Genomic DNA, 23,064 nt, shown 5'->3' with positions numbered 1-23,064 from the left:
ATACGAATTACTACGGGTAATGGCGCTGAAAAGCTGCTGTATCGCACTTTTATTAGTAAACATTAATCATCAAGAAATGAATATTTAATAGTTGAGCTTTCGACTATTACAAAGGACGTCAGACATATTTCGAGGTAAAACAATGCAAGTTTCTGTTGAAACAACTCAAGGCCTAGAACGTCGCCTAACAATTTCTGTTCCTGCTGAACAAATTGAGAAATTAGTTAAAGACAACTTATTACGTGAAGCGAAACGTGCAAAAATTTCAGGTTTCCGTCCAGGTAAAGTACCTGTATCTGTGATCAACCAACGTTACGGTGCAGCTATCCGTCAAGATGTGACTGGTGAAGTAATGCAACGCAACTTCATTGAAGCGATCATGGCTGAGAAGTTAAACCCAGCTGGCGCACCTGTTTTCGCTCCAGGCGAAAATGAAGGCGAAAACTTCGTCTTCATTGCGACTTTCGAAATCTACCCAGAAGTTGAGTTAACTGGTTTAGATGCAATCGCAGTTGAGCAACCACAAGCTGAAGTTAATGACGCTGACGTTGATACAATGATTGAAACGCTTCGCAAGCAACACGCTACGTTCGCTGTAGTTGAAACTGCTGCTGAAGAAGGCAACAAAGCTAAAATGAACTTCGTAGGTTCAGTAGACGGTGAAGAATTTGAAGGCGGCAAAGCTGACGACTTCGAACTAGAGCTTGGTAGCAACCGTATGATCCCAGGTTTTGAAGCTGGTGTTATTGGTCATAAAGCCGGTGATGAATTCGAAATCGAAGTGACTTTCCCTGAAGATTACCATGCTGAAAACTTAAAAGGTAAAGCGGCTAAGTTCGTTATTACCCTTACTGAAGTTCAAGCTGCAGAATTACCAGAAGTTAACGATGAGTTCGCTTCTTTATTCGGTATCGCTGAAGGTGGCTTAGAAGCGCTTAAAGCTGAAATCCGTAAAAACATGACTCGTGAACTTGAACAAGCGCTTAAAGCAAATGTTAAAGAACAAGTTATCGAAGGCTTATTATCAGCTAACGAAATCACAATTCCTTCAGCATTAGTTGATGGTGAAGTGAATGTACTTCGTCAGCAAGCAATGCAGCGTTTTGGTGGTCAAACTGAAAACATGCCTGAGCTTCCAGCTGATTTGTTCACTGAACAAGCTGAGCGTCGTGTAAAAGTAGGTTTACTTTTAGGTGAAGTTATTAAGACTAATGAACTTCAAGCTGAAGACGAACGTGTTCAAGGTTTAATCGCTTCAATGGCTTCTGCTTACGAAGATCCAAGTGAAGTTGTTGAATACTACAATGGCAACAAAGAGCTTATGCAAAACATGCGCAACGTAGCGCTTGAAGAGCAAGCTGTTGAAGTTTTATTAAAATCTGCAAAAGTGACACTTAAAGATGTCGAATTTGAAGAATTTATGAACAAGGCAACAGGTAAAGCGTAACCTTCGCTTGACTTGATTGGCGGTTCGCCATTTAATGGCTCGTATGAGGTTCCTCATACGAGCCATTTTTATTTTAGGGAAGCATAAAATGCATAAAGCGCCAGAATCTGTACTCAATGCTCTTGTACCTATGGTTGTTGAACAAACGGCTAAAGGTGAGCGTTCATATGATATTTACTCTCGTTTATTAAAAGAGCGAGTAATTTTCTTGGTTGGCCAAGTGGAAGAGCACATGGCTAACTTGATCGTGGCGCAATTATTGTTCCTAGAATCAGAAAGCCCAGATAAAGATATTTCTATCTATATTAATTCACCTGGCGGCTCAGTTACTGCCGGTATGGCAATTTACGATACTATGCAATTCATTAAGCCGAATGTAAGTACTGTGTGTATTGGCCAAGCATGTAGCATGGGTGCGTTTTTATTAGCAGGCGGAGCGGAAGGTAAGCGTCATTGTTTACCTAATTCACGTGTGATGATCCATCAACCACTTGGTGGTTTCCAAGGTCAAGCATCGGATATCGCAATTCATGCTCAAGAAATCTTAGGCATTAAGAATAAATTAAACGAAATGTTAGCTGAGCATACTGGTCAACCGATTGAAGTTATTGAGCGTGATACAGACCGTGATAACTTTATGAGTGCGCAAGAAGCTGCTGATTATGGATTAGTTGATTCAGTTTTTGAAAAGCGTAGCTGATCTTTAGGCCTGAGTAGGCTATTCTGTGATGAATAGCGTATAAAAAATATTTGACTGTTCCTGTGCAGGTTATTAATTGTACAGATGGTTTTCTAAAAACAGTGAACAGGCTGCAACAGAGGTAGGGTAATGGGCGATAACAAAAGTACCGGTGACAGTGGCAAACTACTGTACTGCTCTTTTTGCGGAAAAAGCCAACATGAAGTTAGAAAGCTAATCGCTGGACCTTCAGTATATGTTTGTGACGAGTGTGTCGAGCTTTGTAATGACATCATTCGCGAAGAAATTAAAGAAATATCGCCTAAGCGCGATCATGATAAATTACCAACACCACATGAATTACGAACGCATCTAGATGACTACGTAATCGGTCAAAATCAGGCCAAGAAAGTGTTGTCGGTAGCAGTATATAACCACTATAAACGTTTGCGTAATGGCACACCGATTGAAGGTGTTGAATTAGGTAAAAGTAATATTCTACTTATCGGTCCAACCGGTAGTGGTAAAACGTTACTTGCTGAAACGTTAGCGCGCTCTTTAGATGTGCCATTCACGATGGCCGATGCGACTACGTTAACTGAAGCAGGTTATGTGGGTGAAGATGTCGAGAACATCATTCAGAAACTACTACAAAAGTGTGACTACGACGTTGAAAAAGCGGAACGTGGTATTGTTTACATCGATGAAATCGATAAGATCAGCCGTAAATCTGATAACCCTTCAATAACACGTGATGTGTCAGGTGAAGGTGTTCAGCAGGCCTTATTGAAATTAATTGAAGGTACTGTTGCTTCTGTTCCTCCGCAAGGCGGTCGTAAGCATCCACAGCAAGAGTTTTTACAGGTTGATACCTCTAAGATCTTATTTATCTGTGGTGGTGCGTTTGCTGGACTTGAAAAAGTGATTGAGCAACGCGGCTTAACAGGAACAGGTATTGGCTTTGGCGCTGAAGTCAAAGGCGAAGCTGACAAAACGACGATTTCACAAACGCTAGGTAAAGTTGAGCCAGAAGATTTAATCAAATTTGGTTTGATCCCTGAGTTCATCGGCCGTTTACCTGTTGTTGCAACGCTAACAGAGTTAGATGAAGCAGCTTTGGTACAAATTTTATCTCAACCTAAAAATGCACTGACGAAACAATATGGTGCGTTATTTGAGATGGAAGAGGTAGAGTTAGAGTTCCGTGAAGATGCACTTAAAGCGATTGCCCATAAAGCAATGACGCGTAAAACAGGTGCTCGTGGTCTACGCTCAATCATCGAAGATATCTTGTTAGATACCATGTATGACATCCCTTCTGTAGAAGGTGTGATTAAGGCTGTAGTTGATGAATCAGTAGTAAAAGGTGAGTCTGCACCTATATTGATTTATGAAAACACCGACAATCAAGTCGCTGGTGGCGAACAATAAATAGACGCTTTTAGCCGTTTATGAAAAATAAGGAGTCCATTGGGCTCCTTTTTTCGTATTAGCCATTGAAAGTTCAAGAAACATCCCAATATACTGATTATAAAATCCATTCATCAAACGGAATCGAACTATGACCCAAGAGCGTGAAGCGCATATCGAACTCCCCGTGCTGCCACTTCGAGATGTAGTGGTTTATCCCCATATGGTAATTCCGTTATTCGTCGGACGAGAGAAATCAATTCGATGTTTAGAATCGGCAATGGAACAAGATAAACAAATTTTATTGGTCGCACAGAAAGAAGCTGATTTAGACGAACCAACAAAAGACGATATTTTCGAAATTGGTACAGTGGCGTCAATTCTGCAATTACTTAAATTGCCTGACGGTACAGTAAAAGTATTAGTTGAAGGTGGTCAGCGTGCAAAAGTTGACAAATACACCCAAGAAGAAGAGTTCTTTGTTGCAACGGCACAATACTTAGAATCTGAAGAACTTGCTGAAAAAGAAGAAGAGGTGCTCGTTCGCAGCGCTATCAGTCAGTTTGAAGGTTACATTAAGCTTAATAAAAAGATCCCGCCAGAAGTACTGACGTCGTTAACAGGAATAGAAGAAGCGGCTCGTCTTGCTGACACTATGGCTGCACATATGCCGCTGAAGTTAGAAGACAAACAGTCTGTACTTGAAATGATTAACGTCGGCGAGCGTCTTGAATATTTAATGGCGATGATGGAAGGCGAAATCGACTTATTACAAGTTGAAAAACGCATTCGTGGCCGCGTTAAAAAGCAGATGGAAAAAAGCCAACGCGAGTACTATTTGAATGAGCAAATGAAAGCCATTCAAAAAGAACTTGGCGATCTTGATGAAGGTCAAGACGAGTTTGAAGTACTCGCTCGCAAGATTGAAGAAGCGAAAATGCCAGCAGAAGCCAAAGAAAAAGCTGAAGCTGAGCTAAACAAATTAAAAATGATGTCACCAATGTCAGCAGAAGCGACAGTGGTGAGAAGCTATGTTGATTGGATGACGTCAGTGCCTTGGAGCCAACGTTCTAAAATCAAACGTGACTTATCTAAAGCTGAAGAAATTTTAGATACCGATCATCACGGCTTAGAGAAAGTGAAAGAACGCATTCTTGAGTATCTTGCGGTTCAAAGCAGAGTTAAGCAGCTTAAAGGGCCTATTTTATGTTTAGTAGGGCCTCCAGGCGTCGGTAAAACGTCACTGGGTCAGTCAATTGCTAAAGCTACTGGGCGTAAGTATGTTCGTGTGGCACTAGGCGGCGTGCGTGATGAAGCTGAGATCCGTGGTCATCGTCGTACCTATATAGGTTCTATGCCTGGTAAAGTCATTCAGAAAATGGCGAAAGTGGGCGTTAAAAACCCATTATTCTTATTAGATGAAATTGATAAGATGAGTTCAGATATGCGCGGTGACCCATCATCAGCATTACTTGAAGTCCTTGACCCAGAGCAGAACGCAGCATTTAACGACCATTATCTAGAAGTTGATTATGACTTATCTGATGTGATGTTCGTTGCGACATCTAACTCAATGGATATTCCTGGACCGTTACTTGACCGTATGGAAGTGATTCGTCTATCGGGCTATACCGAAGATGAGAAACTCAATATCGCTAAAAAGCATTTGCTGACTAAGCAAATTGAGCGCAATGGACTTAAGCCTAAAGAAATCAATATCGAAGATAGTGCCATTATTGGCATGATCCGTTATTACACCCGTGAAGCTGGTGTGCGTTCATTGGAACGTGAACTGTCTAAAGTGTGTCGTAAAGTCGTTAAAATGATTTTATTAGATAAGTCTGTTAAAACCGTAAAAGTGAATCAAGATAACTTGAAATCATTCCTAGGTGTGCAGCGATTTGATTACGGTAAAGCTGAGTCTAATAACCAGATTGGCCAAGTCACAGGTTTAGCATGGACTCAAGTTGGCGGCGATTTGCTAACAATTGAAGCAACGTCAGTATCAGGTAAAGGCAAGCTTGCTTATACCGGTTCTCTTGGCGACGTAATGCAAGAGTCAATTCAAGCTGCTATGACTGTTGTTAGAGCGCGAGCAGAGCAATTAGGCATTAATGGCGACTTTTACGAGAAACGTGATATTCACGTTCACGTACCTGAAGGGGCAACACCTAAAGATGGTCCTTCAGCCGGTGCAGCGATGTGTACTGCATTAGTCTCAAGCTTAACAGGTAACCCTGTTAAAAGTGATGTGGCAATGACAGGTGAAATTACCCTTCGTGGTGAAGTGTTGCCTATCGGTGGCTTGAAAGAAAAGTTACTTGCAGCACACCGTGGCGGTATAAAAGTTGTTCTTATTCCTAAAGAAAATGAACGCGACTTAGAAGAAATTCCTGCGAATGTTATTGCAGATCTTAAAATCCACCCAGTTAGATGGGTTGATGAAGTGCTTGAATTGGCCTTAGAGAGACCTGTAAAGGGCTTTGAAGTGGTCAAAAAGTAGCTAAATAGCAAAAAAAGTTGCTTTGAACCTAAAAAAAGTGAAAAAAGGGGCTTAACAAACGCGAAAGCTGTGGTAGCCTAGATAAGTGGAGAGTCAGTTAGCACCAAACCCTTGGCGCAACTGACTTTGAGCTGTATCCAAGTACATTTTTTATGGTTTTCCAATTAAGTTTGGTGTGGTATCAAACTTATAACAAAAAAGCCTCCGCAGACCGCTCTAAAGACGGATTTGGTTGCGGCGCGAAAATAAACATTCAAGGGGATGACATGAACAAATCTGAACTAATCGAGAAAATCGCTTCTGGTGCTGACATTTCTAAAGCAGGCGCTGGCCGTGCATTAGATTCTTTCATTGGTGCTGTTACTGAAGCACTTAAAGAAGGCGATAAAATTTCTCTAGTTGGTTTTGGTACTTTTGAAGTACGTCAACGTGCAGAACGTACTGGCCGTAACCCACAAACTGGTGCGGAAATCAAAATTGCAGCAGCAAATATTCCTGCTTTCAAAGCTGGTAAAGCTCTAAAAGACGCTGTTAACTAAATAGTTAATATCGTTGCCTTTTGTAAGGCATTTGTAGAAAGCACTGTTTTAACAGTGCTTTTTGCGAAAAAAATATCAGAAAGAACACAGTTAGTTTTGATATTCGGAGGAATTGGGTCATACCCGAGGTAGCGTCTGATAACTCCATATAAATTACAAGAAGGCGCATCCCGAAGTGGTGCGCCTTTTTATTTTTAATCGCAACAAGCGAGAATTCAGATGTTAGAAAAAATTCGCGAAGGTTCACAAGGCGTTATTGCTAAAAGTATTTTAGTGCTAGTGATTCTTTCGTTCGCATTTGCTGGTGTAAGTAGTTACCTAGGGACTTCAACTGATGTTGCTGTCGCCGTAGTTAACGGTGACGATATTACTGCAAATGAACTAGAACAAGCTTACCAAAACGAACGTGGCCGCCTAGAGCAACAACTGGGTGAAATGTTTGATGCATTATCTGCTGACGATAACTACATGAATGGTATCAAGCAGAATGTATTAGACCGTCTTATTGCTGACAAATTAATGAGTCAAGCTGCTGACGATTTAGGCCTACGTGTTTCAGATGACCAAATTAGACAAACGATTGTTAATGAACCTGCTTTCCAAACGGATGGTGTGTTTGATAATGAGCGTTACTTAGCTGTTTTACGTCAGCTAGGCTACCAAACTGCTAGCTTCAGAAATATGATGCGCATTGACATGACGCGTCGTCAGTTACTGACTTCGTTAGTCGGCACTGAATTTGTATTAGATGGCGAAGCTAAACAATTAGCTGAAGTCCAAGGACAAACTCGTGATATTCGCTATTTAGTTGTTGATTCAGAACCATACTTAGCATCAGCTACAGTATCTGATGAAGCGATTAAAAATTACTACGACAGCAACTTGATGCAATTTATGGATCAAGAAAAAGTGAGCTTGCAGTATGTAGAGCTAAATGTTGCAAACATTGCTGAAGGTGTTGACGCTTCTGTTGAAGATGCACGAGACTTTTACGAAGAAAATAAGCAACAGTACCAAACTCCTGAAAAACGTTTAGCTGCGCACATTCTATTTGCATCAGGCGATGACAGTGCAGACGAAGCGAAAGCTGAAGCCAGTCTTGCTAAACTCAATGCAGGTGAAGATTTTGCTGACGTTGCTAAAACTGATTCAGATGATCAATTTAGTGCAGAACAAGGCGGTCAACTAGACTGGTTTGAACAAGGCGTAATGGATCCTGAATTTGATACTGCATTATTCTCACTTAACCAAGATGAATATTCTCAAGTGGTTAAAAGTGAATTCGGATATCACATCGTTAAGTTACTTGACGTTCAATCTGGTGCTGCTGCGCCATTTGAAGATGTTCAAGACAAAATTGTGGCTGATCTAAAGAATAAGAAAGCAGTAGATGAATTCTACAGCTTACAAAGCATCTTAGCTGATACTAGTTACGAAGTGCCTGATACGTTAGATGAAACTGCGCAAGCACTTAATGTTGAAGTTCAGTCGACTGAGTTATTCTCACGTAATAATGCACCTGCTAACCTAAACAAGCCAGACTTGATCCGTGCTGCTTTCTCTGATGATGTTATCGGTAGCGGTATGAACAGCGAAGTGATTGAGCTTGAACCTAATCATGTTGTTGTTATTCGTTTATTGAAACACCAAGATGCAGGTACTTTACCACTGAGTGAAGTAAAAGCAGGTATCGAAGCACGTTTAGTGCAAGACCAGGCTAACCTTGAAGCCAGTGAGAAAGCTAACGAGTTATTAGCTGAGTTAAAAGCGGGTAATGAAATCACTGAAGTGACTATTGCAACTAAAGCGCAATTACCTCGTTTCAGTCAAGATATCGACCAAGCTATTACAACTAAAGCATTCCAAATGCCAGCGCCAGAATCAGGTGCAGTTGCATTTGATACCGCTGCATTAGCCAATGGTTTTGCCGTTATTGCACTTGATAAAGTGAATGCCGCTGAAGGTATTGATAGCAATGTTGTTGATAGCATCAAACAACGTTTAGCTCCTCAGTACAGTGAAGCTGATTACCGCTCTATTATTGCAGCGTTGAAAGCAAAAGCTAAAATTGAATATCCTGTAGCTGAATAATTTTTAGCACACTAGATAGATTAAATAGCCAAGGGAAACCTTGGCTTTTTTATATTTGTTTTTTAACAAAGTCAGTCAATTATGATTAATCATTTATTGGCTCATGCAGAAGGATCTTCATGAATATTGCGCTTTTTGACTTCGATGGCACCATCACAGAAACAGACTCCTACACGCCATTCATATACTTCAGTGCGCCTAAATGGCGCATAGTGATTTGTTACCCCTTGCTAGTGCCATTGATTTTGCTTTATAAATTGAAGCTTATTGGCGGATCAAGGATCCGCACTGTTGTCAGTTATTTTTGTTTCTTTAAACGTTCACATAAAGCCGTTTGGGCCCAAGGTAAAGAATATGCTTCGACGCTTGATTCAATCATCAAACCGGAAGCCAAACAAAGGCTAGCCTGGCATAAAGCGCAAGGAGATGTGATTGTCATCGTATCTGCATCACTCGATGCCTATTTAACGCCATGGTGTGAAAAGCACCAATACGAATTAATTTGTGCAACATTAGCATCAAGAAATGGACTGTTAACAGGAGCTTATTTAAATGGCGATTGCAGCGCCGATGAAAAAGCGCGTAGAGTAAAGCAATCATATCAACTGGATTCATTCGAAAAAGTTTATGCCTACGGTGACACAACAGAGGATAAGCAGTTGTTAGCACTGGCTGATGAAGCTTATTTTTGTTGGAATAAAGTCAGTTAATGACTGGTTTGTATAAATCATCGCGAACGTTTTGAGTGCATTATTTGTAGTATAAGTTTTTAATTCAAGATCATCTATTTAAGGTTAATAGCAGTGGAAAAAATCAGCCAACGCTTTGAGCACGTTCTAAGCCATATCGATAACAATTTAACATCTCGTTTAGATTGTAAACTGTTGGCGAGCATCGCTCAGGTTCCTGAGTGTCATTTCGATTTTATCTTTCATAGTTTATTTCATACAAGGACTGAAGATTATATTGGCTTATTACGTAATCTTGAAGCGGCGCAACAGCTGGGTTTTGATAAAGCGATACCTATTTCAACAGTGGCTGAGTCTGCCGGCTTTGCTAGTGAAGCAAGTTTTACTGAGGCGTTTACTAAAGCGATAGGTCAAAGTCCAAGTCAGTTCCAGTTAACGCCTGACTGGGGGAATTTTTTCGAGAAACAGCAGCCATTAAAAACCTTGTCGGAAGGTCATGACGAATTAACGGCTGATCAAGTGAATATAGAATTGGTTGAACTTGAAGCTATTCCTCTAATTGCTATTGAGCATCGTACACAAGCTCAATATTTACCACAAACGATTGAGGCAATGAGAGCTTTTAGACAAGCTCATCACCTTTCACCCGATACAAGCCGTACGTTTAATTTTATTTATCAATCTGCAGCTGAACCTTTGCAGCAATTTAATATTGATATTGCAGTCAGCGTTACTCAAACGCAAAAAGCTGATTTACGCTCTGTCATTGATGTTTCAGACTATTTTATGGAGTCAATGATATCAGAAGGGCGTTATGCAACTTTTTTACATTCAGGCTCGGATGAGGATTTAAATAAGAAAGTGAAATACTTGTACGGTACTTGGCTTAATGAGCAAAGCCAGAATAAAGCTATCCAATTAAAAAAACTACCGCTGATTTTTGAAAAGCTAAACATAACTCAACCCCAACAGATAAAAACCAGAGTCTATTTAGGGTTTGTTTAACTATTGTCTTTATCGATTAAAATGAAGTCTTTAAATCTCGAATCGTCGCTCATTCAGGCGCTTACAAAAACAGGTACTACAAAACAAGCGTTTACAAAACTAGCGCTTAAAAAAGGTATTTAGAGCTAATAATTAAGGCAGCGGAGGTAGCGTAATTGTAACAGCGTTACGTAACCTTTAGACTCAACTTTAAATGACAGCTATTGAGCTGTCATTCTCATCAATTCTGCGCATATCCAAGCCATGTATGTTGCCCAAGCATAGCCAAATACCGAAAACAAAATTGCCACAGGGGCCAGTGAGCGGTGAAATGCCATTGCTACGACTGGTGATGATGCCGCTCCGCCAATACAACATTGACTGGCTAAAGCCATATAAGCGACAGGTGCCTTCATCAGCAATCCTGTTACAATCACCACGATGACATGAATAGAAAGCCAGACAAATCCGATAGCAAAATAGATAGGAAAATCATCAACCATAGACAGATCCATCTGCAGACCCATATTTGCAATTAAGCAATACAACATTACTGTTGATACTTTAGAAGCACCTACTGATTCAAGTTCCCGTATTTTGGTATTGGATAGGACAATACTGGTTGTGGTGACAATGATAACAATCCAGAAGAACGTTGAGGTTAAGCTATATTTTTCAGTTTGGGGGTAATTTTCGGCAAAAAAAGGCGCGATGATGTCAGCGCCGAAGTGAGCAAAACCAGTAACGCCAAAGGCAACGCTGAACATCAACATGTAACTCTTCAGTGTGGGTAAACCTTGTTGGTTTGATATGCCTCTGTCGGTCACTTCAATGAGTTTTTTAAACTGGCTGGCATCAGCGCCTATTTTCTTATCAATGAAGTTTGCGTTATTAGCGCAAATCAGTAGGAATGACATCCAAATAGCCGAGTATATGACATTGACAGAAATCATAATCGCAAAAAGGCTTTCTTCGACCTGATAAATCTCTTTCATAGCGATTTGGTTCGCGGTGCCTCCGACCCAATTAGCCGCTAAGGTTGCCATTCCTTTCCAAGCCGCATCAGCGCCAACCCAACTTATCGTCTCAGGTGCTATTTTTGCAAACAACAGTAAGGTTAATGGGCCGCCAATGATCACCCCAAAACTGCCTAATAGAAATAAAATGATTATTTTGGGCCCCAGTAACAGCATTGATTTTATATCGACACTAATAATTAATAGGGTTAAGCAAGCTGGCATTAAAAATTTGGATGTAATCGTATTTAATTCACTTTGACTGGCATCGACAATATTGAAGGTATTAAGTAAAGAAGGGAGTACGTAGCACATCACCATGACAGGGACGAAGCGGTAAACCTGTTTCCACACTGGATGAGAGGACTGGCTAGTATAAAAAACTAAACCAATGATGGTGGTGAGTAAGCCAAATATGACAGGATCTTGGTTGATCATAAACGCTTTGGCTACCTTACAGTGTTAAGTGACGCATTATGCGTTACAAAAACGAATGAACTCTTCTAATAATGGCGATAAAGCTTCGTCATTTCGGCTAATTGACCAATATTTACGTTGAAAATCCCAGCCTGCTAATTCTAATTCAACTATCTCACCACGACGAATTTCTTCTTTTACTGCAAGATATGGCAGAACACTAACGCCAATGCCTGTACCTATGGCACGTTTAATTGCGCCCATGGTATTCATCGATAATTCATTATTGATGTTGATTTTAGCACTGCGTAATAATTGGGTATTTCTGAGCCTTGAAACTGACATGGTAGAATCCAGCACCCATAATTGTTCAGACAATAACTCAGCGGTAATCGTTTGTTCTAGTATCGGGTTATCGCAACTGGTGACAAGGCAAATCTTATCTTTAATCCATTGCTCATACTTAAGGTTGTTCAGCCCTGGTTTTGCATCAACAAAACCCAAATCCAGCTCTTTTTCTGAGACCATCTTTTCAATTGTCAGGCTATTATTAATGACTAACTTGATATCTACCAGTGGGTGGGATTTTTTAAACTGGGGGATCTTACGCGATAAAATATAATTACCTGCTGTTTTACTACTACCAATCTTTATCGTACCGCCAACCGCATTTCGCTCTGCAAACATTTGTTCAAGCTGAGTCCCTTTAGACAACATCTCATTGGCATAAGGGAGAATAACTTCGCCATTATCATTGGTGGTTAACCCATTGCTGCTTCGTTCAAATAAGCGTGTGCCTAAAGAACCTTCCAACTCTTTTAGCGCCATACTGACAGCTGGAACAGACATATGAAGCTGCTGCGCAGCTTTTGAGATCTGTCCGTTATCATGTATAGCTTTAAAAATAGTAAGTTGTTTAAGGGTGATTTTCATAATGAAACAAAGGTTTTTTAATGATGTTTGGGATTATAGCGAAATATGAATAAACAACGTTAAAATCATTATTTAACTTCCTTTTTTTGTAACCTTGTTCATATTTTTAGTAAAAGTGTAACCTTGCAAGTGGATGTAAGGCTATTAAAGAGAAATAACCTTACATCCTAATCTTTTTAGAAGTCGTAACGAACACCAACACTAAAGATATTATCTTCATCTAAATCGATAACAGGGCCAGCGTTTTCGACTCTATATTCACCTTCGTATTTGGCGTAATGAGCGAATACCATCGTTGATTTTGAAAGACGGTAATCTGCGCCGATTACTAAAGAGTTAATATCAACATCTGTTGCTTGCTTATAGTCACTTGAAGACATTGCGCTATTTTTGAAATACTTACCAAAACCAGCCTCATCTTTACCTATTTCAGCTTTTAAATTAACGCCATTTAAATTATAAACTGCACTCAAGAAGTATGAATTACCTTCTTTATAGCTGTATTCTTGGCTTTCAGTGTTTTGGAATAAACCACCTAATTTTAAGTTGCCGAACTTAACTTGAGCCACACCGCGATAAGCATCGACCCCACCGATAGTGTTATAGGCTGCAGCTAGGTAATAAGGTTGTTTTTTTAACTTTTTATCACCAGCAATAATACTGACAGCATACTGCTGTTCGTCATAATCGCTGCGCTCACCGTTGTCATCATATTCTGCGTAGTTATCATCCATTAAATAAGTGGCGTTGAAAGTAATTAAATCAGCGATTTTTGGCGAGTAATACGTAATACCGTCAGCTTTACGAACTTGACCAGCTATCATACGGTTGTATGCTGCATTGGTTAAAGCAAACGCTTCAGCAGTCCCTTTTGATGTTTTCATCACTGTGTCATTACGTCCCACCAACACCGTACCTAGATTTGTTTTTAAACCTAAATAGGTATTTCTTGCTTTGAATACGTCATCGTTGCCTTCATTTGTTGCTGAGTTGACCTGAACTTCAACGCGATAAAGTAACTCAATATCGTTAGCAATTGTTTCACTGCCACGTACACCAAGTCGTGAGAAGTTATTCTCCAATACCGTTCCTGACTTACCATTTTGAGTTGTCGTACCGTTATCTGAATTGGTGACAGCCATTTCTAAACGGCCATAAAACTGCGGTGAATCGGCAAGTGCTGAATAAGAGTTTGCAGAAAGCAGTGCTATAACTGATAGCGATAGTAGTGATTTTTTCATGTTCAATCCCATTGTTTTAATAGTGAATTTTTATCTTGTTTATTATTAATATAAAAATCTTAACTAGGTTAATGTGCCACTTTTTTAAATGGTTTCATCATTAATGAACTAGGTTACAAATTTATGTAGAGTCATTGTTTATCTATCTAAATAGGTAACAAGATTTGATGGTTCACATCGTAGTGATTTTGGTTATTGATAAAATGAACATGAGTCACAGGTGTTTGTTTTATGTTGCTGATTAAGGAAAATTGAATAGGTTTTCACTAAAACTTAACTGAAGCTTAAATATGACAAAGGTCTAAGTTTTGATACTCCTTAATGAGTAATCTTGCTCTCAACAAAGAGACATAAAAAACACACATAAAGGATCGAACACATGAAACTTAAATATTTGGCTTCGGCAGTAGCAGTGATGATGCTTACTTCGGGCAGTGCGATTGCAAAAAATGATTTAGCGTCATTCCATGCAGAGATGGGCGACTGCCAAACTTGTCACGTAACTGGCAAAATGAAAGATATCAAGAAAAGCATGACTGATAGCCAAACTCATGAGAACACACAGTGTCAGGATTGCCATGGTGGTTACGCTGACTTAGTTAACGATAAACTTGAGTTTGACCCTCATGCATCTCATTTAGGTGAAATTAACTGTACTTCTTGTCACTCAGGTCACGCTAAGCCAGAACTAACATGTAATAACTGCCACAACTTTGAGATGGAGATGCCTTTTGCTGATTCAAAAGCGAAGAAAAAGTGGGATGGTGATTGGAATCAAGAAAAAATTCAACAAGCCATTGCTAAAGGCCCTGTAGAAACGGTTGATGTCATCGTTGTTGGTGGTGGTTCTGCTGGTTTCAACGCTGCAATTTCTGCAAAAATGGCGGGTGCTAATGTGGTGTTATTTGAAAAAGCACCATACACAGGCGGTAACTCAATGTTAGCTGCTGGTGGGATTAACGCTGTAGGCACACCGCAGCAAAAAGCCAAAGGCATTGAAGATAGTGTTGAATGGTATGCAGAAGATGCAATGAAAGGCGGTCGTAATAAAAATGATCCTAAGCTTGTTCAAATTTTAGCAGAAGAATCAGCTGGCGCAGTAGCATGGCTTGAGTCTTTAGGTGCAAATATGGACGACTTAAAACGTTCTGGTGGTGCACGTGTTGAACGTACTCACCGTCCATCAGGTGGTGCATCAGTTGGACCACATATTATTGATACGTTACGCAAGGCAGCAATTGAACGTGATATTTCAGTTCGAGTGAATTCGCGCATTGAAAAAATCGTTCTTAACGATGATAAATCAGTAGCTGGTGTTGTTGTTCATGGTCGTCATTCTGGTTACAACATGGTCGCAGCTGACTCTGTAGTACTTGCGACAGGTGGTTATGGTATGAATAAGCAGATGGTTGCTTATTACCGCCCAACAATGAAAGACATGACAAGCTCAAACAACGTCACAGCAACGGGTGACGGTGTTTTACTTGCTAAAGAAATTGGTGCATCTATGACTGATATTGATTGGGTACAAGCGCATCCAACAATTGGTAAAGATAGCCGTATCTTAATCTCTGAAACCGTTCGTGGTGTTGGCGCCATCATGGTGAACACGGATGGTCAGCGTTTCATTAGTGAATTAACCACTCGTGACCGTGCTTCAGATGCCATCCTTAAGCAAAAAGATCAATATGCTTGGTTAGTCTTTGACGAGCAGTTAGTTGAGAAGAAGAAAATGGTACGTGGTTACGAGCATTTAGGCATGCTAAGTAAGGCAAATACTATTGAAGAGTTAGCTAAAATCACTGGCATGAGCGATTTACCTAAAACTGCGGTTGATTACAACAAGTATCAAGCAGCGGGTAAAGATGATGCATTCGGTCGTGATGATATGCCACTTAACTTAAGCAAACCGCCATTCTACGCAGTTAAAGTTGCACCTGGTATTCATCACACTATGGGTGGTGTTGCAGTCGATACTGATGCTAACGTGTTAAACCTTCAAAGCTGGAAAATGGATGGTCTGTTTGCTGCTGGTGAAGTGACTGGTGGTTTACATGGACATAACCGTTTAGGCGGTAACGCGATTGCTGAAACGGTTGTATTTGGCCGTAAAGCTGGCGAAAATGCAGCGAAACATGCTTTAAAGAAATAAGCTGTAATTAAAATTCATCATCACTAATATCCCCACAAAGGCCAAGTATCTTCTACTTGGCCTTTTTATTGTTTGTTCATCGCAATAGATTTCAACTCATTTTTAGTTTGATACCCATTACATCGTTAAATAATAATTTTATTAAATTTAGAGTTTCACTCTGCTAACACTGATTAGTAAGGGGGAGTTTTGAAGAGGGAGGTTGAAAATATTTAATCTCATGCTTGGCGTTAATAAGAACTACAGACATAAAAAAACCAAGTCATCAGACTTGGTTTTAATTGATATGTTATTAGTTTCTTCTTATAAACTTACAACATCAAACGTCACGTTAGGGTTAACGTCCGCTTCATAATCAATGCCGTCAATACCGAATCCAAACAGTTTTAAGAACTCTTCTTTGTATTCATTGTAATCGGTCAATTCAGCTAAATTTTCAGTGGTCACTTCAGCCCAAAGCTCACGGCAATGCTTCTGAATTTCTTCACGTAACTCCCAGTCATCTAAACGTAAGCGGTTATCAGCATCAGTTTCTGCAGCTGTTCCATCTTCACGGAATAAACGCTCGCTGAACATGCGGTAAATTTGGTCCATACAACCTTCATGAACACCTTCTTCACGCATTTTCTTGAACACCATTGCAATATACAGTGGCATAACAGGAATAGCAGAACTGGCTTGCGTTACCACACTCTTAAGCACTGCAACATTAGCTGAACCGCCGGTTGCTGATAACTTAGTGTTTAATACATGTGCTGCACGGTCTAAATCCATTTTGGCTTTACCAAGCGCACCGTGCCAGTAGATCGGCCAAGTGATTTCAGTTCCAATGTAGCTATAAGCGACTGTTTTACAGTTGTCGGTTAATACGCCAGCTTCACTTAAGGCGCTCATCCATAATTCCCAATCTTCACCGCCCATTACAGTGACTGTGTCAGCAATTTCTTGCTCACTTGCAGGCTCAACTGATGTTTCGATGATAGTGTTTTTATTAGTATCTACAGCTGTCGCAGTGTAAGTCTCGCCGATTGGCTTAAGACTTGAGCGGATAACTTCACCCGTATCAGGCAGTTTACGAACAGGTGATGCTAGTGAGTAAACTACCATATCGATTTGACCAAGGTCTTCCTTAATCAACTCAATCACTTTTTGCTTAGCTTCATGGCTAAAGGCGTCACAGTTAATACTTTTAGAATATAAGCCTTCAGCTTTAGCAAACTTGTCAAAATAAGCTGAGTTATACCAACCCGCAGTACCAGGCTTAGTTTCAGTGCTTGGTTTTTCGAAGAAAACACCAATAGTGGCAGCATCGCTACCAAACGCAGATGCGATGCGCGAAGATAAGCCATAACCACTTGAAGAACCCACTACAAGGACCTTTTTAGGGCCATTAGCAATTTTGCCTTTCGCTTTAGTTAATTCAATTTGTTCTTTTACGTTAGCTTCACAGCCAACTGGATGCGTAGTGGTACAAATAAAGCCACGTGTCTTTGGTTTAATAATCATAATTTCGTTTCTTCCTTTAACAATGGCCCTAGGATAAATAGTTAGCCGCCGAAATGGCACTCATTTTTGTTAAAAATGGCCATTTAACTCAGTGGTTGGAGCAGTTTAGCGTTTTGCAGAGAGCTGAGTTTGCTCTGCAATTAATCTGCGAGTGTATTCATGTTGTGGATTTTCGAACAGCTCTTCAGTGGTGTTTTTCTCAACCATGACCCCTTTTTTAAGCACCATAACTTTGTCACTGAAGTGTCTGACCACATTTAAATTGTGAGTCACAAAAATATAAGATAAGCCCATTTCTTTTTGTAATTTGAGCAATAAATTTAAAATTTGCGACCGTACTGATAAATCTAGTGATGTTAGCGCTTCATCAGCAATAATAATCTTGGGGTTTAACATTAAAGCGCGTCCCACAGCGACACGTTGTTTTTGTCCTTCCGATATCATATGCGGATAAAAGCTGGCATGTTCTGGAAGTAAGCCCACTTTACGTAGGATATCAGTCACTTGTGCTTTTCGTTCAGCACTTGTCATATCGGTATTAAAGCGTAAAGGTTCTTCAAGTAATGCACCAATGGTCAATCGTGGATTGAGGGAGGTGTTAGGGTCTTGGAAAATCATACGAATTAAATGACAGCGTTGCTTTAAATTACGCGCTTCTAGCTCTTCGCCTTCATATTCGATCGTACCAGTAGAACGAGACTCTGCACCAACTAGAATTCTTGCCAAGGTACTTTTTCCTGAACTTACTTGGCCAACAATAGCTAAGGTTTGGCCTCGTTCAAGCTCAAAAGATACAGTTGAAAGCGCTTGATTATACTGCGCTTTAAAACGCTTATAACCAATAAAGTATCGCTTGCTGAGCTCAGTGACATTAAGTAATGGCGTCGTCGTCATCTTCTATCTCATTGTTATATGGGAAGTGGCAAGCAAAATAGCGATCTTTTTCATGGGCTAAATTGGGCTGAATAACACATTCTCTTTGCGCATCAGGACAACGAGGGCCTAAGCGACAACCCGCTGGTAAATGTTGCAATGATGGCGACGAACCCTGCAAAGAAGGCAAATAGGATTTATGGCGCATTTTACCTGTGTGTTCAGGTAAGTTTTTAAACAGGGCCTTGGTATAAGGGTGATAAGGTTTTGTCAGTAGCTCCGAAACTGGGCCTGATTCCATAATTTGACCGCTATATAAAATACTGATGCGATCACACCATTTAACCAAGGTTTCTAATTCATGACTCACAAGTAAAATAGACACGTTTTGCAATTGATTGAGTTGTGACAGTAACCGAAAAATTTGCGCTTGAGTACTCAGTTCCATGGAATTAGTAGGTTCATCGGCAATTAATAGTCTTGGATGGTTTGCAACAGCCATAGCAATCATGACTTTTTGGCACTCGCCTTCAGTGAGTTCCCAAGGGTAGCTTTTCATAATGGCTTTAGGTTTTTTAATCCCTACTTTATGAAGCCATTTTTGAGCGGTTAAATGGGTATCTTTAGAACGACGCCAAAAAGGCACCGCTTTATTTGGCGTTAAAGACTCTATTAGCTGACTGCCGATGGTTTTAACCGGGTCTAAACTGCCTGAAGGGTCTTGAAATATCATCGTCATATCAGTGCCCATTAAGTTTCGGCGCTGTTTAGATGTCATTTCAAGTAGGTTTTGCCCATCCCACATCATACGGTCTGCGATGATATTCCAGTTTGGCCCTAAAACACCGAGTACCGCTTTCGCTAATAAACTGCGGCCAGAACCTGATTCACCGACCAGCCCATGCACTTCACCCGGGTTAATGGTTAAGCTGACTTTTTCAAGCACTTTGACTGTGCCTTGTGGAGTATCCAGCTCAATGGTGAGGTTTCTGATATCAAGTAATGGCATAGGTTAATTTCTTATCGGCGCTAACGCCGAGCGTAATCCGTCACCCACTAAATTGATGGATAACACCGTAAATAAAATGGCAAGCCCTGGGATTGTAATTGTCCAAGGTGCAATAAGCAGGCTACTTAAACCTTGATAAATCATTGACCCCCACTCAGAACTGGGTGCTTGTGCACCTAAATTCAAGAAGCCTAAGGCTGCAATATCCAAAATCGCAACTGAAATAGCAATGGTGGTTTGAATGATAACCACATCCCACACATTAGGCATGATCACATACCAAAATATCTGGATTTGGCTAGCACCATCAAGTTTAGCGGCTGTAACGTATTCTTTTTGTAACTCTTCATGCACAGCTTGATGAATCGCGCGAACAAATTGTGGGGTTAAGGCAATACCCACAGCCCAAAACACATTTGATAGCCCAGGACCTGTGACTGCGACCACTAAAATAGCTAACAATAGTGATGGAATTGACAGCAATGCATCTAATAAATGGCCTAAAATACTCGACTTTAAGCCGCGCATCATTCCTGACAAGGAGCCAATAATGAAACCGACAACAAGGGCACATACCACGACGATTAATGACATCCCAAAAGTGAGCCTGACGCCATGTAAAATTCGACTAAATAAATCACGGCCTAAATCGTCGGTGCCTAAAAAGTGCGAAACATGACCTGCTTGATCCCAAGATGGGGGCAGTAAAATCGCATCTGGATTTTGTAACTCTGGCTGAAAAGGGGCGAGCAATGGACCTAAAATAACCAGAAGTAATAGAAATATCACCGCCCATAAACCTGCAACTGCAAAAGGGTTAGATGCAAAAGCATGCCATAACTGCCCAAGCGGTGAGTCTATTTGTTCTTCTTGGTAGAGTTTTTTAATCGGCATACAGTTCTTTCCTATTAATGGGATTAATAGTGGTATGCAGTAATTCAATCATAATACTCAAAAAGATAATTAATAATGAAACCGACAAGATACCTGCTTGGATTACGGTGTAATCTCGTTGATATATAGCATTAATCAACCAAGAACCGACTCCAGGCCAAGCAAATATCACTTCGACAATAATGCCGTAACTTGCAAATGAGCCAAGCATTAAACCGAATGCTTTTAACACTGGAATAAGCGCATTGGGCAGGGCATGTCTGATTAGAATACGGTATGTACTTAATCCTCTGGCCTCTGCAGCACGGATATAGGTTTGAGTCATGACGGTCACCATAGCTTGGCGGGTGATCCGGATAACCACAGTAAAAGGCAATACGGCTAAGGTGACAGCTGGCAGTATGATATGCAGTAAAGCATCTTTAAACGCCGACATGCTGTAACTTGACTCAGATAACAATGTATCTATCAACATAATACGAGTGACGGGCTCTATTTCATATAACAGGTTAATTTGACCAGAAATCGGTAACCATTCTAATTGCACACCAAACCAAAGAGCGAGGGTTAATCCAAGCCAAAATACTGGAATGGAATAGCCGGTTAAGGTAATGGCTAAAATACTACGCTGCACTGGTTTACTGGAACTAAGCGAGGCTAACACCCCTAACGGTACGCCGAAGAAGACTGCAATACAGCCAGCAAATAATGATAGTTCAAATGATGCAGGTAATACGGCACTTAACTCTTCAGCCACATCTTGCTGTGAGTTAACTGAAATACCTAAATTTCCTGATAATCTTTGTGTTACATAGGCATAAAACTGACTGAACTGGTTTTTATCTAATTTGTAGTCTTCAACAGTTTGAACTTGTTGTTCTTCGGTAGGGAACTGAATACCGGTAAGCGCATAGCCTTTTTCTACAGGAAACATGCCCGTTGCAAAAAATAATACCGCCATCATTACTATCGATGTAGCAATAAAAAGGTTCAGTCGTCTTATAAGATAGCGCCACATTAAGGTTGAACCTCCTGTTTAATCAGCTCAACACCGGAAAATGACATACCACCGTATGGATTGACATTTTTAATGCTCACGTTGGTATTTTTCAGCAGTAGCTTTTGGGCGTGCGCGATATTGACCAAAGGTACTTGCTCATGAATGATTTTCTCGGCCTGTTTGTAAAGCCTTTTTCGTTCTGGCTTGGAAAGCGTCTCTTTAGCTTGTGATAACAAAGTATCCAGCTCAGTAGAACACCAGCGGGAGCGATTGTTATTGGACTCAAGTGCGCTGCAACTTAACAGTGGCGTAAAAAAGTTATCTGGGTCGGTGTTGTCAGCATTCCAACCAATGAGTACAGAGTCGTATTCACTGGAAATAAGTTTCTGCGTGAATACACTCCAATCGTAACTGACGATGTTAACCGTTACGCCGATATTCGCCAAATCCGCTTGAATGAGCTCAGCGGTTTTAAGCGCATTAGGGTTATAAATTCTGACGACAGGCATCGCCCAAATATCAAAGCTTAAATTTGTGACGCCAGCTTCTTTTAACAAACGTTTAGCTTCTTCAGGATCGTAATGCTTGGCGTCTTCTGTTTCTGTATAAGCCCAAGATGCGGGTGGCAACATGCCCGAAGCGGCAACGGCAGTGTCATGATAAACCACATTGAGAATGTTTTGTTTGTCTACAGCGTGGGCCAAAGCATGACGCACTCTGACATCATCCAGCGGTGGCTTTTGGGTGTTGAATGCCCAAAATGCTACGTTTAAACCTGGCTTAGTACGTAATTCAAGGTGCTTATGTTTGTTTATGACAGCAAGTTCATTGGCTTTGGGTAGTGCGGATACTTGGCAATCTCGAGTAATGATTTTAGCTAGTCTTGCTTCACTTTTACGGGTGATATCAAAAACGAGTAAATCAATCTTGGCTTGTTCCCCCCAATAGTACTGATTACGTTTGAAGCGTATATATTCGTTTTTAGCATATTCAGCTAAATAAAATGGCCCTGTACCAATGGCAAAGTAGTCGATATTTTCAGGTGTGCCAGCTGCCAGTTGTTGTGCAGCGTATTCAGCGGATAATATAACGGCAAAGTCGGTGGCAAGGTTAGATAAAAATGACGCATCTTTATTGGCAAGATGGAACACAACTTCGTAATCATTAATTTTTTCAATTTTGCTTACTAAATTAGCAAAATCAATACTTTGAAAAAAAGGATAACCTGTTCTGCTTACTAAATGATAGGGATGTTCTGTATTGATAATGCGTGCAAACGAAAAGATGACATCATCTGCGTTAAAGTTGCGGGATGGACTAAACAAATTGTTGTAGTGGAATTGTACATCTTGGCGCAGTGTGAATCGATATTGCAGCCCATCATCTGATACCGCCCAATCTGTCGCGAGTGCGGCGCTATAGTCAGATGAGTCATCATTGTAATCAATTAAACGATTATAGAGTTGATTAGAGCTAGCATCGATGGTGGTGCCTGATGTAATGAGCTGCGGATTAAAGGTTTCAGGATTACCTTCTGAGCAATACACAATCCCAGATGGAACATTGAGCTCACCACAAGCTGTTACTAAAAAAGATAGTAAGCAAAGTAATGCTAAGGGATTCCAACGTTCTCTAATCACACGCATTTTTTCATCATTCAATTTTTAGGCTGTAAACGACT

General features: G+C 40.5%; 18 protein-coding genes. 9 read left to right on the top strand and 9 right to left on the bottom strand.

Annotation, left to right across the window (positions count from 1 at the left end; genetic code table 11):
- Window positions 1-142: 142 nt before the first annotated feature.
- From tig to L2737_RS12480, 8 genes are all read left to right on the top strand, one after another.
- On the top strand, window positions 143-1,447 hold the full coding sequence (tig, locus tag L2737_RS12515) for a trigger factor (protein WP_102528572.1): 1,305 nt from the start codon (window positions 143-145) through the stop codon (window positions 1,445-1,447).
- Between the two features lie 88 nt (window positions 1,448-1,535).
- A complete protein-coding gene (gene clpP / locus L2737_RS12510; protein WP_102528571.1) occupies window positions 1,536-2,147 on the top strand; it encodes an ATP-dependent Clp endopeptidase proteolytic subunit ClpP in 612 nt (203 codons plus the stop codon).
- A gap of 129 nt (window positions 2,148-2,276) precedes the next feature.
- On the top strand, window positions 2,277-3,557 hold the full coding sequence (gene clpX, locus L2737_RS12505) for an ATP-dependent protease ATP-binding subunit ClpX (protein WP_102528570.1): 1,281 nt from the start codon (window positions 2,277-2,279) through the stop codon (window positions 3,555-3,557).
- A 130-nt stretch (window positions 3,558-3,687) separates the two neighbouring features.
- Entirely contained in the window at window positions 3,688-6,039 is a 2,352-nt protein-coding gene (lon, locus tag L2737_RS12500; protein ID WP_102528569.1) for an endopeptidase La, read from the top strand.
- Between the two features lie 266 nt (window positions 6,040-6,305).
- Window positions 6,306-6,578 (top strand): HU family DNA-binding protein, encoded by a 273-nt coding sequence (locus L2737_RS12495; protein ID WP_055023877.1) that lies wholly within the window; start codon window positions 6,306-6,308, stop codon window positions 6,576-6,578.
- 219 nt (window positions 6,579-6,797) lie between these two features.
- Window positions 6,798-8,669, top strand: coding sequence for a SurA N-terminal domain-containing protein (locus L2737_RS12490; protein ID WP_248955929.1), 1,872 nt, complete (start codon window positions 6,798-6,800; stop codon window positions 8,667-8,669).
- 119 nt (window positions 8,670-8,788) lie between these two features.
- On the top strand, window positions 8,789-9,379 hold the full coding sequence (locus L2737_RS12485) for an HAD-IB family hydrolase (RefSeq protein WP_248955928.1): 591 nt from the start codon (window positions 8,789-8,791) through the stop codon (window positions 9,377-9,379).
- A 93-nt stretch (window positions 9,380-9,472) separates the two neighbouring features.
- Window positions 9,473-10,363 (top strand): AraC family transcriptional regulator, encoded by an 891-nt coding sequence (locus L2737_RS12480; protein WP_248955927.1) that lies wholly within the window; start codon window positions 9,473-9,475, stop codon window positions 10,361-10,363.
- A 200-nt stretch (window positions 10,364-10,563) separates the two neighbouring features.
- On the opposite strand, the gene L2737_RS12475 is transcribed toward L2737_RS12480, so the two are convergent.
- The 3 genes from L2737_RS12475 to L2737_RS12465 all read right to left on the bottom strand — a co-directional run bounded on the left by L2737_RS12475 (window position 10,564) and on the right by L2737_RS12465 (window position 13,949).
- Window positions 10,564-11,796, bottom strand: a complete 1,233-nt coding sequence (locus tag L2737_RS12475) for a DUF819 family protein (protein ID WP_248955926.1) — start codon at window positions 11,794-11,796, stop codon at window positions 10,564-10,566.
- A 36-nt stretch (window positions 11,797-11,832) separates the two neighbouring features.
- Window positions 11,833-12,708 (bottom strand): LysR family transcriptional regulator, encoded by an 876-nt coding sequence (locus tag L2737_RS12470; RefSeq protein WP_229368429.1) that lies wholly within the window; start codon window positions 12,706-12,708, stop codon window positions 11,833-11,835.
- 176 nt (window positions 12,709-12,884) lie between these two features.
- Complete coding sequence (locus L2737_RS12465) at window positions 12,885-13,949, bottom strand: porin (protein ID WP_248955925.1); 1,065 nt, start codon at window positions 13,947-13,949, stop codon at window positions 12,885-12,887.
- A gap of 379 nt (window positions 13,950-14,328) precedes the next feature.
- Between L2737_RS12465 and L2737_RS12460 the strand changes: the two genes are divergently transcribed.
- On the top strand, window positions 14,329-16,101 hold the full coding sequence (locus L2737_RS12460; protein ID WP_248955924.1) for a flavocytochrome c: 1,773 nt from the start codon (window positions 14,329-14,331) through the stop codon (window positions 16,099-16,101).
- Between the two features lie 303 nt (window positions 16,102-16,404).
- Here the strand turns inward: L2737_RS12460 and fabV are convergent, their stop codons facing one another.
- The 6 genes from fabV to L2737_RS12430 form a co-directional block, all read right to left on the bottom strand.
- Window positions 16,405-17,607 carry an enoyl-ACP reductase FabV gene (gene fabV / locus L2737_RS12455; protein WP_248955923.1) on the bottom strand — a complete coding sequence of 401 codons (1,203 nt, stop codon included), beginning with the start codon at window positions 17,605-17,607 and terminating at the stop codon, window positions 16,405-16,407.
- A 105-nt stretch (window positions 17,608-17,712) separates the two neighbouring features.
- Window positions 17,713-18,501 (bottom strand): peptide ABC transporter ATP-binding protein, encoded by a 789-nt coding sequence (locus tag L2737_RS12450; protein WP_248955922.1) that lies wholly within the window; start codon window positions 18,499-18,501, stop codon window positions 17,713-17,715.
- Window positions 18,479-19,489 (bottom strand): oligopeptide/dipeptide ABC transporter ATP-binding protein, encoded by a 1,011-nt coding sequence (locus L2737_RS12445; protein WP_248955921.1) that lies wholly within the window; start codon window positions 19,487-19,489, stop codon window positions 18,479-18,481. The genes L2737_RS12450 and L2737_RS12445 overlap by 23 nt, the downstream gene beginning before the upstream one ends.
- A 3-nt stretch (window positions 19,490-19,492) precedes the next feature.
- The gene (locus L2737_RS12440; protein ID WP_102528795.1) at window positions 19,493-20,383 is read right to left on the bottom strand and encodes an ABC transporter permease subunit; all 891 of its coding nucleotides are present in this window, start codon (window positions 20,381-20,383) and stop codon (window positions 19,493-19,495) included.
- Window positions 20,373-21,401 carry an ABC transporter permease gene (locus L2737_RS12435; RefSeq protein WP_248955920.1) on the bottom strand — a complete coding sequence of 343 codons (1,029 nt, stop codon included), beginning with the start codon at window positions 21,399-21,401 and terminating at the stop codon, window positions 20,373-20,375. Before L2737_RS12435 ends, L2737_RS12440 begins: the two co-directional genes overlap by 11 nt.
- Entirely contained in the window at window positions 21,401-23,029 is a 1,629-nt protein-coding gene (locus L2737_RS12430) for an ABC transporter substrate-binding protein (protein WP_248955919.1), read from the bottom strand. The genes L2737_RS12435 and L2737_RS12430 overlap by 1 nt, the downstream gene beginning before the upstream one ends.
- Between the last annotated feature and the right edge of the window lie 35 nt (window positions 23,030-23,064).

Source organism: Shewanella electrodiphila (assembly GCF_023283985.1).
GTDB classification, from domain to species: domain Bacteria; phylum Pseudomonadota; class Gammaproteobacteria; order Enterobacterales; family Shewanellaceae; genus Shewanella; species Shewanella electrodiphila.
This window is presented reverse-complemented; position numbering and strand designations above follow the sequence as displayed.

Coding starts and splice junctions, on each gene's coding strand:
- tig (WP_102528572.1), top strand. CDS start 143: ATGCAAGTTTCTGTTGAAACAACTCAAGGCCTAGAACGTCGCCTAACA.
- clpP (WP_102528571.1), top strand. CDS start 1,536: ATGCATAAAGCGCCAGAATCTGTACTCAATGCTCTTGTACCTATGGTT.
- clpX (WP_102528570.1), top strand. CDS start 2,277: ATGGGCGATAACAAAAGTACCGGTGACAGTGGCAAACTACTGTACTGC.
- lon (WP_102528569.1), top strand. CDS start 3,688: ATGACCCAAGAGCGTGAAGCGCATATCGAACTCCCCGTGCTGCCACTT.
- L2737_RS12495 (WP_055023877.1), top strand. CDS start 6,306: ATGAACAAATCTGAACTAATCGAGAAAATCGCTTCTGGTGCTGACATT.
- L2737_RS12490 (WP_248955929.1), top strand. CDS start 6,798: ATGTTAGAAAAAATTCGCGAAGGTTCACAAGGCGTTATTGCTAAAAGT.
- L2737_RS12485 (WP_248955928.1), top strand. CDS start 8,789: ATGAATATTGCGCTTTTTGACTTCGATGGCACCATCACAGAAACAGAC.
- L2737_RS12475 (WP_248955926.1), bottom strand. CDS start 11,796: ATGATCAACCAAGATCCTGTCATATTTGGCTTACTCACCACCATCATT.
- L2737_RS12470 (WP_229368429.1), bottom strand. CDS start 12,708: ATGAAAATCACCCTTAAACAACTTACTATTTTTAAAGCTATACATGAT.
- L2737_RS12465 (WP_248955925.1), bottom strand. CDS start 13,949: ATGAAAAAATCACTACTATCGCTATCAGTTATAGCACTGCTTTCTGCA.
- L2737_RS12460 (WP_248955924.1), top strand. CDS start 14,329: ATGAAACTTAAATATTTGGCTTCGGCAGTAGCAGTGATGATGCTTACT.
- fabV (WP_248955923.1), bottom strand. CDS start 17,607: ATGATTATTAAACCAAAGACACGTGGCTTTATTTGTACCACTACGCAT.
- L2737_RS12450 (WP_248955922.1), bottom strand. CDS start 18,501: ATGACGACGACGCCATTACTTAATGTCACTGAGCTCAGCAAGCGATAC.
- L2737_RS12445 (WP_248955921.1), bottom strand. CDS start 19,489: ATGCCATTACTTGATATCAGAAACCTCACCATTGAGCTGGATACTCCA.
- L2737_RS12440 (WP_102528795.1), bottom strand. CDS start 20,383: ATGCCGATTAAAAAACTCTACCAAGAAGAACAAATAGACTCACCGCTT.
- L2737_RS12435 (WP_248955920.1), bottom strand. CDS start 21,401: ATGTGGCGCTATCTTATAAGACGACTGAACCTTTTTATTGCTACATCG.
- L2737_RS12430 (WP_248955919.1), bottom strand. CDS start 23,029: ATGCGTGTGATTAGAGAACGTTGGAATCCCTTAGCATTACTTTGCTTA.